Origin of the sequence: Sphingomonas sp. EC-HK361, assembly GCF_902498785.1 — a bacterium.
In the GTDB taxonomy this organism is placed as follows: Bacteria; Pseudomonadota; Alphaproteobacteria; order Sphingomonadales; family Sphingomonadaceae; genus Sphingomonas.
In genome coordinates, this window is sequence record NZ_LR701494.1 from 469,828 (window position 1) to 485,063 (window position 15,236).

Below are 15,236 nucleotides of genomic sequence, written 5' to 3' on the forward strand. Positions count from 1 at the left end.
GAGCGTTGCTTGGCCTTTTGGGCCAAGGAATTGCGTATGCGGCCGGCCCATCGCTCTCACCCAAGATGGCGATGAGCCATGTCACCCCATCCCGCATGGATTGCGCGGGTATGGCGACCCCGGATCCGTCATCGGAACACCCATGCAAAGGACTGACGCTGGCGTGTATCGCCCAAATGGGATGCGTTGTTCCCATGACGTTTGAGGAGCCGGCAAGAGTGCTGAAGCGCTCGATCGCATCTCAAATCGTTATCTGGCCTGCCAGCCGGGCACTTGCCGGCCTCAACGTCGCTCCCGAGCCCGAACCGCCTACCGTTTGATCGAGTCAAGCCGTGTCAGGCTGCAGCCGTTCGCCGGTTGCGGCTCTGCCGATTTTAAATCTCGATCAAATTGGAAAGTGACATGAAAACGTTCATCTTGGCGGTATTTGCCGCTAGCCTCGCCGCGTCGGCAGCGACGGCGGCCACATCTGAAAATAAAAGCAATGGTCATTGGGAGTGGCGTTCCAATTACCAGCCGGGCCCGCGGGCGCCGCTTCAAGCCCCACGTCGCGTATGGGTTACGGACGTTCCCCAGTCGAGCGCCTGCGTGTGCCCGATGATGGAACGCGGTCGCGACGCCTGCATGTCAATGAAGGGCGGCCAGTCAACTTAAGCTGGCGAGCCTGAACAGGTGCCGGGCTCCGATCAACCATTTGGAGCCCGGCCATCATTATGACATGAAGGGACTAGAGGGATGCGCGCATCCATGATGCTCGCGGTCGCCGCGCTCACGACGAGCGCCGCGCACGCGCAGACACTTACCTATGACCAAGCGCTGCGCGATGCGGTTGCCAACGCCCCGGGAGCGGTTGCCGGTCGCGCGGGGGTCAGCGCCGCCCAAGCCGATGCACGTGCGGCGGGAAGCCTTCCGGACCCCCGTGTGTCGATCGGAATCGAGAATTATCCTGTCTCTGGGCCACCCGCCTTCTCCCTATCCAGAGACGACATGACGATGGGGCGTGTCGGTTTCCAACAGGACCTACCCAACCTTGCCAAGCGTCATGCCGCGCAAGCGCAGGCACGCGCCGTGATCGCAACGGCAGAAGCATCGCAAGCGACCAAGCTCCGGGAGGTGCGATTGGGAGCGGGGCAGGCATGGATCGACCTTGCTTATGCCGAGCGTCGACTAGCTGCCCTCGACACCGTTCTGCTATTCCTTCGATCTCTCCCTTCCGCTGCGCGGGCCGCCGTGACGACCGGTTCGGTCCGCCCTGGTCAGACACTGACGACCGATCAGGAGATCGCGGCACTCGACGACCGCCGCGACGAGTTGATGGCCGCCGTTGCGCGCGCCCGCGCGATGCTGGCTCGCTGGACCGGCGTATCGGCGCCCGAGATTGCCGGCGATATGCCCGCGATCGATCTGGCTCCGGCGCGGCTGCGGGACGCGCTCAGCCTTCACTCCGACATGGTTCTCGCCGAGGCCGGTATTCAGCGCGCCCAGGCCGACGTGGATGCGGCGCGAGCGGAGAAGCGACCCGATTGGGGGGTAGAGGTAGCTTATCAACGCCGTGACCCCCGGTATGGCGACATGGTGTCGGCGGGAGTTTCGATGAGCCTGCCGCTGTTCGCTCGATCGCGTCAGAACCCGCGCATCGAAGCCCGCAAATCCGCACAGGCGCAGGCCGAGGCCGCGCGCGAAGAAACCCGGCGCACATTGGCAGCCGATCTGGAGGCCGCGCTGGCGGACCACCAAATGCATCACAGCCAATGGCAGCGCGCGCGCGACGTGCTCCTTCCGCTCGCTCGGAAGCGAGCCGATCTGGAGATAGCGAGCTACTCTGCCGGTCGCGCGAGTCTTGCGGATGCCATCGAAGCCAAGACCGCGCTCGCCGACGCCGAGCTGACCGTGCTCGACCGTGAGGCGCTCGTCGCCGCAGACTCTGTCCGCCTCACCATTACCTTCGGGAGCGCCGATCGATGAGCGACACTACCATTACCCGCGCCCGCCTTGTCACCGCGGTAAGCGCGCTGGTGCTGGTCGCAGGGGGCGTGGGCTTCGGGCTCGCGAAACTTGGCACGTCCTCGGCTGCCGATCAAACGGCATCCCCAGCCCCGCAGAAGAAGATCCTCTACTGGTATGATCCGATGATCCCGGGGGAGCGGCACGACGGCCCGGGTCTCTCGTCGATGGGGATGAAACTGATCCCCCGCTATGCCGACGAGGGCGCAGGCGGTAGCGCCGCACCGGGCGTAGCGATCGATCCGGCCAGCCTCCAGCGGGTCGGCGCGCGGATCGTCACGGTCGAACGCGGATCGTTGTCAAACTCGGCCTCGGCAACCGGCAGCATCGAGTTCAATGACCGCAACGTTGCGGTCGTGCAGGCACGCAGCGGCGGCTTCGTTCAGCGCGTCTATGCGCGCGCGCCAGGCGATGTCGTGCCGGCAGGCGCCCCGCTCGCCGATATCCTTGTGCCCGAATGGGCGGGCGCGCAGGCGGAGTATCTCGCCGTGCGCCGCACCGGGGATGCCGGGCTCACGCGGGCGGCACGAGAGCGCCTGTTGCTTCTCGGGATGCCCGCCGGATCGATTGCATCGGCGGAGTGGCGCGGCCGACCGCAAGGTGTGACGACGATCAGCACGCCCGTGGGGGGCGTCATCAAGACGCTCGGCGTCCGACAGGGGATGACGGTCGCGCAAGGACAGACACTGGCGGAGGTGAACGGCCTCGCCACCGTGTGGCTGAACGCGGCTGTCCCTGAGGCCCTCGCAGGAAACCTGCGGATCGGCACGCCCGTCATCGCCACGCTGGCGGCTTTCCCGGGCGAAAGCTTCAGGGGCCGCATCGCTGCGATCCTGCCCCAGGCCGAGGCAGCGAGCCGCACGCTCACAATCCGCGTCGAGCTCCCCAACCGTGCCGGCCGGTTGCGCCCCGGTATGTTCGCCAGCGTGGCGCTCGACCAGGGGAGCCGCGATGCACTCCTTGTTCCGAGTGAGGCCGTGATCCGGACCGGCCGGCGCACACTCGTCATGTTGGCAGGGCCGGGTGGACGCTTTCGACCCGCCGAGGTTCGCACTGGCGCAGAAGGCGGCGGCAAAACCGAGATAGTCGCCGGCCTGACCGAGGGTGAGAAGGTTGTCGCGTCGGGCCAGTTCCTGATCGACTCCGAAGCGAGCCTCGCTGGCCTCGATGCGCGTCCGATTGGTGTCGAAGCGTCACCCGCAACAAAGCCGGCCGTGAAACCCACCGCGTCGATCTACGAGACGGTCGGCAGCATCGAGGCGATCGATCGCAGTTCCGTCACCCTGTCCCATCAGCCCGTTCCGGCGATCGGCTGGCCGGCCATGACAATGACGTTCCGCGTCGCCGATCCCGCGTTGGTGCGTGGGTATCGCAAGGGTGAGCGGGTGCGGTTCGGCTTTGATCAACCCGCCGATGGTCCAACGCTGCGCCGCATGACGCGCGAGGCTGGGCGATGATTGCCGCGATCATCCGCTGGTCGGTCGCGAACCGCTTCCTCGTCGTCCTGGCGGCCATCGCGCTCGCCATGGCCGGGGTGTTCGCAATGCGTGCCACCCCCGTCGATGCGCTCCCCGACCTGTCCGACACGCAGGTCATCATCCGCACGAGCTGGCCGGGCCAAGCCCCGCAGATCGTCGAGAACCAGGTGACGTATCCGCTCACCACGACGATGCTGTCCGTGCCTGGCGCGAAAACCGTGCGCGGCTATTCGTTCTTCGGCGACAGCTACGTCTATGTCCTCTTCGAGGATGGGACCGACCTCTATTGGGCGCGCTCACGCGTGCTGGAGTATCTGAGCCAGGTGCAGGGACGGCTTCCCCAAGGCGCGCAGGCCGCGCTGGGTCCTGATGCGACGGGGGTCGGCTGGGTCTATGAATACACGCTGTTGGACCGCACCGGCCGCCGTGACCTGTCGCAGCTCCGATCCTTGCAGGACTGGTTCCTACGTTATGAACTGAAAACGCTGCCCGGCGTTGCGGAGGTGGCGAGCATCGGCGGAATGGTGAAGCAATATCAGGTGCTGCTCGACCCGACGCGGCTCGCCGCATTCGGTGTCACGCACACTCAGGCCGTCGATGCCATTCGCCGCGCCAATCAGGAGGCCGGCGGGTCCGTCCTCGAGCTGGGCGAAGCCGAATATATGGTGCGCGCGTCAGGTTACTTGCGCACCGTCGACGATTTCCGCGCGATCCCGCTCAAGGTCGCCGGTGCCGGCGTCCCCGTTACCTTGGGCGACGTCGCGTCGATCCAGATCGGCCCCGAGATGCGCCGCGGCATCGCCGAGCTGAACGGCGAAGGCGAGGTCGCGGGCGGAGTCGTCATCCTGCGTCAGGGCAAGAATGCACGGCAGACGATCGAAGCCGTCAAGGCCAAGCTCGCGGAACTGAAAGCGAGCCTTCCCCCCGGCGTCGAGATCGTCACCACCTATGACCGCTCGCAATTGATCGACCGCGCGGTGGAGAATTTGACGGGCAAGCTGATCGAGGAGTTCGTCGTCGTCGCGATCATCTGCGGGTTGTTTCTGTGGCATGTCCGGTCTGCGCTGGTCGCGATCGTCACCTTGCCTCTGGGGGTGCTCGCGGCCTTGCTCGTCATGCGTGTGCAGGGGGTGAACGCCAACATCATGTCTTTGGGCGGTATCGCCATCGCGATCGGCGCGATGGTCGATGCCGCGATCGTGATGATCGAGAACGCGCACAAGCGGATCGAGCGATGGGAACACGACCATCCGGGCGTGGCGCTGGCGGGCGAGGAACGCTGGCGCGTCATCACCGAGGCCGCGGCCGAGGTCGGGCCGGCGCTGTTCTTCAGCCTCGTCATCATCACGCTGTCGTTCGTGCCGGTGTTCACGCTCGAAGCGCAGGAGGGACGGCTGTTCGCCCCGCTCGCCTTCACCAAGAGCTATGCGATGGCGGCAGCGGCGATCCTGTCGGTAACGCTCGTGCCGGTCCTGATGGGATGGCTGATCCGGGGACGCATTCCGGCCGAGAACGACAACATTATCAACCGCGTGCTCACCCGTGCCTATCGCCCGGCGCTCGACCGCGTGTTGGCGCGGCCTTGGGCGGCGATCGGCATCGCCGCCCTGGTACTGGCGACGACGGCATGGCCGCTGACCCGATTGGGTGGCGAGTTCATCCCGACGATGGATGAGGGCGATCTGCTCTACATGCCGTCCGCGCTTCCCGGCCTTTCGGCCGCGAGCGCCTCGGCCCTGCTCCAGCGCACAGACCGGCTGATAAAAACCGTTCCCGAGGTCAAAACCGTGTTCGGCAAAGCCGGGCGCGCCGAGACCGCGACCGACCCGGCACCGCTCGAGATGTTCGAGACGACCATCCAATTCAAGCCGCGCGATCAATGGCGCGCGGGGATGACGCCGGCAAAGCTGGTGGAGGAGCTGGACCGCACAGTGCGCGTGCCCGGCCTCACGAACGTATGGGTGCCTCCGATCCGCAATCGGATCGATATGCTCGCGACCGGCATCAAGAGTCCCATCGGGGTGAAAGTGTCGGGGTCCAACCTCTCCGAGCTGGACCGCATCGCCGGCAGCATCGAACGTGTCGCCAGGACCGTGCCGGGCGTCAGCTCGGCATTGGCAGAACGGTTGACCGGAGGCCGCTATGTCGATGTCGATATCGATCGGGTGACCGCGGGGCGCTACGGTCTCAACATCGCCGATGTGCAGGAGATTGTGTCCGGCGCGATCGGCGGCGAGACGATCGGCCAGACGGTGGAGGGCCTTGCCCGCTACCCGATCAGCGTCCGCTACCCCCGCGAGCTGCGTGACAGTCCGGAGGGACTGCGAACTCTCCCAATCGTCACCGCATCGGGTCAGCAGATCACACTCGGCACCGTCGCATCCGTGTCGATCGCGGAAGGTCCACCGATGCTCAAGACGGAAAATGGTCGACTCTCGACATGGGTCTATGTCGACGTGCGCGGGCGCGACCTGGCCTCCACGGTCGCCGATCTGCGCCGTGCTGTTGGCAAAGATGTTCGGCTCAGCCCCGGCGTCTCGATCGCCTATTCCGGACAATTCGAGTATCTGCAGCGTGCCGAGGCTCGGTTGATGCTCGTCGTGCCGGCGACACTCGCGATCATCTTCCTTCTCCTCTACCTTACCTTCGGTCGCCTCGACGAGGCGGCGCTTATCATGGGCACACTGCCCTTCGCGCTGACCGGCGGCATCTGGACATTATGGCTGCTCGGCTATGCGCAATCGGTCGCCACAGGTGTCGGGTTCATCGCGCTCGCCGGCGTGTCGGCGGAGTTCGGCGTCGTCATGCTGATCTACCTGAAACACGCATTGGCCGAGCGCGGGCCGTCACCGTCGGGCGAGCAAGTATCGGAAGCGATCAGGGAGGGCGCGCTGTTGCGGGTACGTCCCAAGGCGATGACCGTCGCTGTCATCGTCGCCGGGCTGTTCCCCGTGCTGATCGGGCATGGCGCCGGATCGGAGGTGATGAGCCGGATCGCCGCGCCGATGATCGGTGGAATGCTGACCGCCCCTTTCCTCTCCATGTTCATCCTGCCAGCCGCCTACTTGCTCTTGCGGCGGCGAGCTTCAACCCGCCCCGAAAGGAAGATCTGATGAAAGCCACTTTCTCCATGCGCGCCGCATTCATGCTACTAGTCACGCCGATCGCAGCGAGCGCTCTTGCTCAAGGCAGCAGGCCGGCTGCATCGGCTGTAAAATCCGGCAGCGGATCGGGGACGATCACTGCCGTCGACGCGAAAGGTGGAACCGTAACCATCAAGCACGGCCCGATCCCGACGATCGGCTGGCCCGCAATGACGATGACCTTCCGGGCATCCCCCCCGACCCTGCTCAAGGGACTGCGGTCGGGGCAGCGGGTCGCATTCACCGCCAAGGCGAAGGGTATGACGGCAGAAGTTACGGCGATCAGCCCGCATTGACGACGCGTGCCGACCTTCGCGTCAGTGCGCCATCGCCAGCACGGGCGGCGCAGCGATCATCCACAGCGCCATCGCGACCATCATCAGGTTTTCGGTGAGCGAGATGAAGCCGAGCGGCACGTTGCTGTCCCCGCCCACGCACGCGCATTTCAGCTCACGCTTGTCGATGTAGACGGCCTTGAACACCGACACCGCGCCGATCGTACCGATAACGAGCGCGACGGGCACCGACAGCCAGGTCAACGCGCCGGCTGCCATCAGGACGCCCGCCGCTCCTTCCGCGTAGGGATAGACATAGGAATAGGGCACCCAGCGCTTCGCGAGCAGATCGTAGTTGAGGAACATGCTCGAGAAGCTCTCGACGTTCTGGAGCTTGAGCATCGCCAGAGCGCACATCGAGAACGCGATGAACCATTCACCCGCCCGCACCGTGAAGGGCGTGCCGAGTACCGCATAGCTGGCGGCGAGCGCCATCAGCGCCGTCATCGCGAACACGGCAATCACCGGGCGATAGGTGACGGCCTTGGGGTCGCGGACCATCTTGCCGAAGAAGCGGCGCAGATCGTCATAGCCGCCGACCCGCTCCCCGGCGATAAAGATCTGCGGGGTCGTCTTGACGCCGTGCTTCGCCTTGAAAGCGTCGGTTTCTTCCCGCGTCATCAGCCAATGGTCATCGACCGCATAGCCTTCCCGGCGCAGAAGATCCTTCGCCTTCAGCCCGAAAGGGCAGGTATGTTCCGGCATCACCATCCGGTAGATCGTCGCCTGTTTGGCGGGGGCGCTCGCCATGCCGCTTCTCCAATATCCTCGCCCCGCCTATATAGGGTCCGTACCATAGTACGGAGTCAAGGCATGACCGGCATGACGATCGCGGCGCTCGCGCGCGAGGGCGGCGTCGGCGTCGAAACGGTGCGCTACTATCAGCGTCGCGGTTTGCTGGACGAGCCAGACCGGCCGACCGGGGCTGGCGCCGGAGGCGGCATCCGGCGCTACGGCACCGATGACGCCCGCCGCCTTCGCTTCATCCGCTCGGCGCAGGCAGCCGGTTTCACGCTCGAGCAGATCGGTGAGCTTCTGGCGCTGGATGCGACCGACGATCGCGCGCGTGCGCGCCAGCTCGCCCATGAGCAGATGGCGGCGCTGGATGCGAAGATCGCCGAGCTTGAACAGGCGCGTGCTTCGCTGCGTCGGCTTGCCAGCGAGTGCGGCTCGGGATCGGCAGGGCCGTGCCCAATCCTGACAGCGTTCGATTCACCGACTGAGTGATCTTTGATTAGCTCCCAGGCGGTCAGCAGGAGATTTCGGATCAGGCAAATAGATCGCCGATCGCACGCATACGGAAGGCGTTGATCCACCGACGTCGGCGATGCTCGCTGGCGTCGTGGCGCATGTGGCACCGCTGGCAGAGTGCAGCGAGGTTGCGTGGTCGGTTATCGCTCGGATCATGGTTCAGATGCGCGCTAGCAAGAACCACGCGCGTGATCCGCACTTGTGAAGGTGGATCAATGCCGACGAAGCCAGGTTGCGCGCATAAGAGGGCGTCGGGCGGCGGCAGGCGGCGAACGCACCTGCCCTGCCCGTTGCGCCACCTGCTTATGTCCTCATCCCACCAAACACCATCGCCCAGATGCAGCACATGACGACCATGCGGGCGCTGACAATGTTCGCAGCGTCCTTTGGCGCGGCCAAACCGGATGAAGGCAGATAGTTCACGCCAGTCAATCGGGTAGAGCCAGCGATGTTCACGCGCGATTGGCATAACAATTCTATGATTCAGTATCGTGGAGAACGAAAGCAGAAAACAGCAGTGACTCAACTTATCCATTACGGCTAGGTCACTAAGCGATTAGCTGACTTGGCTACTCAAGGAATGGTGTCAAAACCGTTCGGTTGTGACACTGGTTAGGAAGCCGAGCGATCAGCTGCCAAGCATTTTTCCGTCAATCTCCTGACCATAATAGTCCCCTTTGGGGTGAAACTGCTTACGTGCGCTCTCGACAGTCCCGGTCTGCCGCGGATCGCGGGGTCGCTCGCGACTATCGACATAGGCGGCGACATCCCACGCCTGCTGATCCGTCAGCGTGTTGCCCTCACCATAAGGCATGTTGGCCTTGATGAACCCGGCAGCCGACGCCAGCCCGGTCATGCCCGCACCCCAATTGTAGGAGCGCGCTCCCCACAGCGGCGGGATAGTATAGCTGCCGTCCGGGTTCGCCTGCCCTTGGCCGTTCGCACCGTGGCATGATGCGCACTGGCCGGCGAACACAATCGCGCCGCGAACCGGATCGTGCCCGATCGGGGTTGTGGCGAGCTTTATGAACCCGCGACCGGGCAGCGGCTTGCCGGATGGCGCGCCGGTCGCGAGCCAGGCGAAATAGCTCTGGAGATCGCGGTAGATATCGTCGCCATAGGGCGGCGGGGCGCCGGCTTTCGAGGCGGGCGCGTTCATCGAGTAGAGGAAGCAGTCGCGGATGCGATCCTCCATCGTGTTCACCCGGCCGTTCTTCGCGCGATAAGCTGGGTAGCTGACCCAGGCCGCCCACATCGGGGACGCATCGGCCTTCCGCCCGGCATCGAGGTGACAGTTGCTGCACGTCAGGCCGTTGCCGACGTACTGGCCGGCATGAGCCGCGCTCGCGGTGAAGATCAGTCGACCGCGCCGGATCGCGTCGCCGTCCGGCCCGGCGGGGATGGTGCTTTCCGCCGGTGGCGAAAAGGCGGCGTCCGCTGCTACCTCGACGGGTGCCTGCACGGGCGCGTCAGACTGCCCTACCTTGTAGGTGACGACGAGGACGAGCAGCGCGGCGGTAATGGCGAAGATGATACGCTGGGCATCGCCATCATCACCGGGCGTTGGCGGCGTTGGTTCGGTCATTTGCCCGCGCCGAAGTGGTTGAGCGGCACCTTGAGGAACGCTGTGCCGCACGCCTCCGGCTCCGGCAGGCGACCGCCGCGGATGTTCACCTGGAGCGCGGCAAGCATCAGGTCCGGCAGCGGCAGGGTTGCGTCGCGCTTCTCGCGGGTGGCGACGAACTCGGCCTCACCGATGCCGTTGTGCACATGGATGTTGTCACGACGCTGGTCCGCCACGGTCGATCGTCCAAAGACTTCGCGCCCGTCCTTGCCGTAGTCGTGGCCGACATAGGTCGCGGTGCTGGGCGGCAGTTCGAGGATCGCCCGGATCGAGCGCCACAGCGCGCGCGCGTTGCCGCCTGGAAAGTCAGCCCGACTGGTGCCGCTGTCGGGCACCATCAGCGTGTCGTGGACGAACGCCGCGTCGCCGACGACGTAGGTGATCGAGGCGAGCGTGTGGCCGGGCGACAGCATGACGTGCGCGTCGAGCGAGCCGATCCTGAACTGCTCGCCATCGGCGAACAGGCGATCCCACTGGCTACCATCGACGGGCAGGTCAGGCAGGCAGTAGATGTCCTGCCAGAGCTTCTGCACCTCCACGACCTTGGTGCCGATCGCGGTTTTGCCCCCTGTCTTTTCCGCGAGATACGGCGCGGCCGAGAAGTGATCGGCATGGGGATGGGTATCGAGCACCCATTCCACAGTAAGTCCCTTGGCGCGGACATATTCGAGGATCATATCGGCATTGTCGGTTGCGGTCGCACCGGCACGGGGATCGAAGTCGAGGACCGGATCGATAATCGCGGCGGTCTTCGTGGCTTCGTCGACCACGACATACTGGAAGCTGCCGGTGCGCTCGTCATGGAGCGACGCAACCGTCATGCCCTTGTGATTATACTCGATCATGTTTCGTATCCTCTCGCATCGTCAGCTTTCTTCCCGCGCACGCGCGAACAGCCGTTGGAAATCGCTGGCGTCGATCGCGCCCATCACCAGCATGGGACCGGCAAGATAACCCGGGGTGCCCGCCAGTCCGATCGAATAGGCTTCCTGTCCGTTCGCCCGCAGGCGGGCTGCGACAGCGTCCGCGTGGGCGGCAAGCCAGGTCATCGCGCGCAGCCAATCGCCGCCAGCGCGCATCACGACGTCCCGCAACACGTCGTCGTCGATCGTGCGGCTGTCCGTCATCAACGCACGATGGACGGTCGGGTAAACTCCCTGTTCGGCGCACGCGAGCGCCACGCTTGCGGCACGTTCGGATGGCGGACCGAAGATGGGCCAATCCTTGTAGATGACCCGCACCTTGCCGTCGCGTTGCACAGCCTCTTCCAGGGCGGAAAATCCATGACGGCAGGCCGGGCAACGATAGTCGGTGAACACGGCAAGCCGGAGCGTAGCATCGGCAGGTCCGTCCTCGGGCGAGCCGTTACCGGCAAGGATCAGGTCGGCGGTCGGCCCGACGTCGCGCCCGATCGGGGCGGTACGCCGTAGAACCTGCCCGACTGCCCAACCACCCACGACCACCGCGCCCAAGCCGGCAAGCTGTCTCCGATTGAGCGGCCCGGGCATGGTCAGCGCGCCGCTGGTTTTTTGCGCGCTTCCGCGACGAGACGACGCAACGTCGGGAGATCGACAGCACCGGCGACGACCTGCGAGCCGACGATCAGCGCTGGTGTTCCGTTGAAACCGATCGCCTGGGCGATGCTATCGGTGCGCGTAAGCAGCGCGTCGATTTCGGCGCCACGGTTCTTCAAATCGCGTTGCAGACGGGGCCAGTCGACCTTGGCTTTGGCAGCCGCTGCCTTGACGCCCGCGCTGTCGAGCCGCGCCGGCGAGGTCATCAGGGCCTCGTGAAAGGCGGCATGCCTGCCCTGCCATTGGCTCGCGACAGCCGCGCGTGACGCCTCACGCGAGGCAGGTCCGAAGATCGGCCAGTCCCGGTACACGACCCGTACCTTCGGGTCGGAGCGAAGCAGGGCGTTCAGCACCGGCTCCATGCGACGGCAATAGGGGCAGTTATAGTCGAAAAACTCGACAACCGTGACGTCGTAGGTCCTGCCGGCGCGCTTGGAAGCCACGGGATCGTCAACGACCGCCTTGCGCGACAGATCGGGCTGCTGGGCCATGAGAGGCGTGATCGGCGCGGCGAAGGCAAGCGCGGCCAGGAGGCCCCGAGACAACAGGTTGCGACGATTCATCGGTGTTTCCTTGCTAATTCGATTCCATCGGCGAGCGCAGCGCGTGACAATTCACCGAGCTGGAGCTGTACGATCGTGCCGTCGCCCGCAACGAAGGCCGTTGCGGGATACCCCGCCACCTTCAGGGCTTGAGAAAGGCCACGATCGGGGTCGAGCGCGACATGGCGCGCTCCGATATTTTCACGGCCGAGAAAACCGCTGACGATCGCTTGCGCCTCGCCCTGATCGGCAAGAAGGATCGGGACCTCGCCAGGGCGCGACGCAACCGCATCGAGCATCGGCAGCTCACGCCGACACGGACCGCACCATGTCGCCCACAGGTTGACCACGAAGGGCCTGCCACGGAAGCGATCGAGTGGAAGCGGCGCGCCGGACGGGGTTGTCAGGTTGAGATGATAGGGGAACGGGCCGTAGGTCACGGGAGGGATCAGCGCCTGAAGCGAGAACCAGAGGCCACCCGCAACAGCCAACGCTCCCCAGCCTGCCGCCAGCGCGCTTGAGCGGCCAAGCCGGATCGCCAGCATCGCCGCAGCGCCCAGAAGCCCTGCAACGGGGGAAAAGCCACCCTGCCACACGGCAAGGATGGACAGCGGAGCGCCGGTGTAGCTCGACCAATGCGCTGCGACGTAACCGATCCGTGCCGTGACCAGTCCAGCGACGATGGCGCTGGTGGAGACCGTCGATACGCGAGGGAAGCGGAACCGACCGGCCAGTGTCGTGAGGCCAAGGAACACGACGATGCACAGCACGGCAAGCCCGCGATCGACGGCCAGCATCAGCGGCCCGATGGCAATCGCACCCGCCATCAGAGAAACGCGGCCGCGCTTTTCCAGAGCATGTAGGCCGCCACCACGAAGATCAGGACGGCGAAGACCGTGGTGAGCGTGCCGCCCGTACCGAGGCGCTTCGCGATGCGCGTGCCGATCAAGCCGCCGACAACTCCACCGGCGATGAACACGAAAGCCAGCGGCCAGTCCACCAGACCCGAAAATGCGTAATTGGCGGCCGTCGTCAGCCCGAACGCGGTGACGGCGATCAATGACGTGCCGACGGCGTTCAGGATCGGCATGCCCGTCGATCCGATCAGGCCGGGGACGATCAGAAAGCCCCCGCCGATGCCGAAGAAGCCCGAGAACAGACCGGTGCCGAGGCCGTAGCCCAGCACCTTCGGCGCCTTTTCCCGGTTGCACTCCGCCCCCGGGTTGCCCGTGTCACCGCGCCCGCGCAGCATCAGGACGCCGACGACGACCATGACCAGTGCGAACAGAAACAGGAGCTTGCCGCCGTCGACGGCCTTGCCCGCGGTAGAGCCGAACAGGGCGCCGATGACGCCGGCGGTCGCATACATGCCGCCACAGCGCCATTTGACGTTATGCGCCCTTGCATGGCCGATCAGCCCCGTGGCGGCGTTAGCCGCGACGGCGAACGCGCTCGTGCCGATGGCGAGATGGGCGTCGGGCACGCGCACCAGATAGACCATGAGTGGGACGGCGAGGATCGAGCCGCCCCCGCCGACAAGCCCGAGGGTAAAGCCCACCAGGCTGCCGGATAACGCACCCAGCAGATACTGGATCGGTTCGAGGGTCATGCCGCTTTGCCGATCTTATGCGGAGCCGCCATCCATTCATGGCCTTTCAGCATGCCTTGCCAGTAAATCGGGGGCAGCATCCGCTCCTTCAGGAACCAGGCAGCGCGCGTCGGGCGCGTGCCGTTCAGCAGCCACGACGGAAAGCTGGGGAGCAGTTTTCCACCATAGCCGAACTCGGCGAGGACGATCTTGCCGCGCTCGACGGTGAGCGGGCACGACCCATAGCCGTCATAGTCGACAACAGGAGGCTTGCCTTCGAGTGCGGCGAGCGCGTTGACCGCCACCACGGGTGCCTGCTTGCGGGCTGCCGCAGCCGTCTTCGCATTGCTCGTCCCCGCAGCATCGCCCAAGGCAAAGACGTTGTCGTATCGCTTGTGGCGCAGCGTCGCCTCATCGACCTCGACGAAGCCGTTTGCCGCCGCGAGCGAACTTTTGGCAACGACGTCATGCGACACCTGCGGCGGCACGACGTGGAGCATGTCGAACCCGCGCTCGATCCGCTCGCTGACACCGTTCTGCTTGCGCTCGAAGGTGGCAATACGCCGATCGGCGTCGACCGCGACGAGGTTGGATTCGAGCTTGAGGTTGATCCTATACTTCTCGACATATTCCATCAGCGCAGGGACATAGGTCGCGACGCCGAACAGCGCCGCACCGGCGTTGTGAAATTCGACGTCGATCGCGGGGAGAACACCGCGTTCGCGCCAGATGTCGCAGGACAGGTACATCGCCTTTTGAGGCGCGCCGGCGCACTTGATCGGCATCGGCGGTTGCGAGAACAGCGCGCGTCCCCGCTGCAATTCCTGGACAAGCTGGTAGGTGTAGGGCGCCAGATCGTAGCGGTAGTTGGACGTGACCCCGTTGCGGCCCAACGCTTCGGTAAGCCCCGCGATCTTCTCCCACGCCAAACGCAGGCCGGGGGCGACGATCAGGACACGATAGGCGATCGTATCCCCGTCGCCCAGGGTGATCGCCTGACGCTCGGGGTCGATGGTGATCGCCGGCAGCCGGATCCATTCGACGCCCTTGGGCATGACATCGGCTTCGGCCTTGCGGGTCTGTTCGGGGGTGAAAACGCCTGCCCCGACTAACGTCCAACCGGGCTGGTAATAATGGTCCCGGGCCGCATCGACGACCGCGATCGACACCTTGGCGTTACGTTTCAGGATGCTGGCGGCGGTTGCGATGCCCGCAGCTCCGCCTCCGATGATGACGATGTCGTAGGTCATTTGCCGGTTCTTTCGGACCGGCGAGCGAGCGCCGGCTTCAGATCGGCCAGGTCGTACCCGGCTGCCTTGGCCTGACCGACGATCGTTTCGGGATCGGCATGACTCGCCTCCGCCAGCGCCCATAGGGTAGCCGCCCGCGTGCCGCTTCGGCAGAAGCCGAGCGTCGGTCCCGGCAGCGCAGTCAGCGCTTCCTTCATCCGGTCCGCATCGGCATCGGTCGCCTTGCCCGGCACGATCGGGACATGGGCGAACGCAAGGCCGTGTTCTTCGGCGATCCGGGCCATCTCGTGTGCGCTCGGCTGTCCCTGCTCCTCGCCATTTGGCCGGCTCGAAACGATCGAGCGAAACCCCGCCTGTGCGGCGGCAGCGACATCATCCCGGGTGAGCTGGGGAGCAGCCGAGAAGGACGGTGTGATCTTCTTGAAGGCCATGTAATGTCTCCTGTCC

15 protein-coding genes are annotated in these 15,236 nt (G+C 65.2%); 5 read left to right on the forward strand and 10 right to left on the reverse strand.

Annotation, left to right across the window (positions count from 1 at the left end; all coding sequences use genetic code 11):
- Window positions 1–747 precede the first annotated feature (747 nt).
- The 4 genes from BOS5A_RS09480 to BOS5A_RS09495 are packed head-to-tail and all read left to right on the forward strand — an operon-like array spanning window position 748 to window position 6,921.
- A complete protein-coding gene (locus BOS5A_RS09480; protein ID WP_018251210.1) occupies window positions 748–1,965 on the forward strand; it encodes a TolC family protein in 1,218 nt (405 codons plus the stop codon).
- On the forward strand, window positions 1,962–3,461 hold the full coding sequence (locus BOS5A_RS09485) for an efflux RND transporter periplasmic adaptor subunit (protein WP_018251209.1): 1,500 nt from the start codon (window positions 1,962–1,964) through the stop codon (window positions 3,459–3,461). Before BOS5A_RS09480 ends, BOS5A_RS09485 begins: the two co-directional genes overlap by 4 nt.
- Entirely contained in the window at window positions 3,458–6,595 is a 3,138-nt protein-coding gene (locus BOS5A_RS09490) for an efflux RND transporter permease subunit (RefSeq protein WP_151954927.1), read from the forward strand. Before BOS5A_RS09485 ends, BOS5A_RS09490 begins: the two co-directional genes overlap by 4 nt.
- Complete coding sequence (locus tag BOS5A_RS09495; RefSeq protein WP_017980774.1) at window positions 6,595–6,921, forward strand: copper-binding protein; 327 nt, start codon at window positions 6,595–6,597, stop codon at window positions 6,919–6,921. Before BOS5A_RS09490 ends, BOS5A_RS09495 begins: the two co-directional genes overlap by 1 nt.
- 21 nt (window positions 6,922–6,942) lie before the next feature.
- Here BOS5A_RS09495 and BOS5A_RS09500 read toward each other — a convergent pair whose 3' ends face one another.
- Window positions 6,943–7,710, reverse strand: coding sequence for a glutaredoxin family protein (locus BOS5A_RS09500; RefSeq protein WP_017980773.1), 768 nt, complete (start codon window positions 7,708–7,710; stop codon window positions 6,943–6,945).
- A 72-nt stretch (window positions 7,711–7,782) separates the two neighbouring features.
- Between BOS5A_RS09500 and BOS5A_RS09505 the strand changes: the two genes are divergently transcribed.
- A complete protein-coding gene (locus BOS5A_RS09505; protein WP_101750172.1) occupies window positions 7,783–8,187 on the forward strand; it encodes a MerR family DNA-binding protein in 405 nt (134 codons plus the stop codon).
- Between the two features lie 40 nt (window positions 8,188–8,227).
- Here the strand turns inward: BOS5A_RS09505 and BOS5A_RS09510 are convergent, their stop codons facing one another.
- From BOS5A_RS09510 to BOS5A_RS09550, 9 genes are all read right to left on the reverse strand, one after another.
- Window positions 8,228–8,746 (reverse strand): hypothetical protein, encoded by a 519-nt coding sequence (locus BOS5A_RS09510; RefSeq protein WP_231376781.1) that lies wholly within the window; start codon window positions 8,744–8,746, stop codon window positions 8,228–8,230.
- A 93-nt stretch (window positions 8,747–8,839) separates the two neighbouring features.
- Window positions 8,840–9,796, reverse strand: coding sequence for a c-type cytochrome (locus BOS5A_RS09515; protein ID WP_018251203.1), 957 nt, complete (start codon window positions 9,794–9,796; stop codon window positions 8,840–8,842).
- Window positions 9,793–10,680, reverse strand: a complete 888-nt coding sequence (locus tag BOS5A_RS09520) for an MBL fold metallo-hydrolase (protein ID WP_018251202.1) — start codon at window positions 10,678–10,680, stop codon at window positions 9,793–9,795. The genes BOS5A_RS09515 and BOS5A_RS09520 overlap by 4 nt, the downstream gene beginning before the upstream one ends.
- A 21-nt stretch (window positions 10,681–10,701) precedes the next feature.
- On the reverse strand, window positions 10,702–11,343 hold the full coding sequence (locus BOS5A_RS09525) for a DsbA family protein (protein ID WP_026189135.1): 642 nt from the start codon (window positions 11,341–11,343) through the stop codon (window positions 10,702–10,704).
- A gap of 2 nt (window positions 11,344–11,345) precedes the next feature.
- Window positions 11,346–11,972, reverse strand: coding sequence for a DsbA family protein (locus BOS5A_RS09530; RefSeq protein ID WP_151954928.1), 627 nt, complete (start codon window positions 11,970–11,972; stop codon window positions 11,346–11,348).
- Window positions 11,969–12,748 (reverse strand): TlpA disulfide reductase family protein, encoded by a 780-nt coding sequence (locus tag BOS5A_RS09535; protein ID WP_234419289.1) that lies wholly within the window; start codon window positions 12,746–12,748, stop codon window positions 11,969–11,971. The genes BOS5A_RS09530 and BOS5A_RS09535 overlap by 4 nt, the downstream gene beginning before the upstream one ends.
- Window positions 12,749–12,777: 29 nt before the next feature.
- Window positions 12,778–13,560, reverse strand: coding sequence for a sulfite exporter TauE/SafE family protein (locus BOS5A_RS09540; protein ID WP_018251198.1), 783 nt, complete (start codon window positions 13,558–13,560; stop codon window positions 12,778–12,780).
- Window positions 13,557–14,789 (reverse strand): NAD(P)/FAD-dependent oxidoreductase, encoded by a 1,233-nt coding sequence (locus BOS5A_RS09545; RefSeq protein ID WP_018251197.1) that lies wholly within the window; start codon window positions 14,787–14,789, stop codon window positions 13,557–13,559. The genes BOS5A_RS09540 and BOS5A_RS09545 overlap by 4 nt, the downstream gene beginning before the upstream one ends.
- Entirely contained in the window at window positions 14,786–15,220 is a 435-nt protein-coding gene (locus BOS5A_RS09550) for a TIGR01244 family sulfur transferase (RefSeq protein ID WP_018251196.1), read from the reverse strand. The genes BOS5A_RS09545 and BOS5A_RS09550 overlap by 4 nt, the downstream gene beginning before the upstream one ends.
- Window positions 15,221–15,236 lie beyond the last annotated feature (16 nt).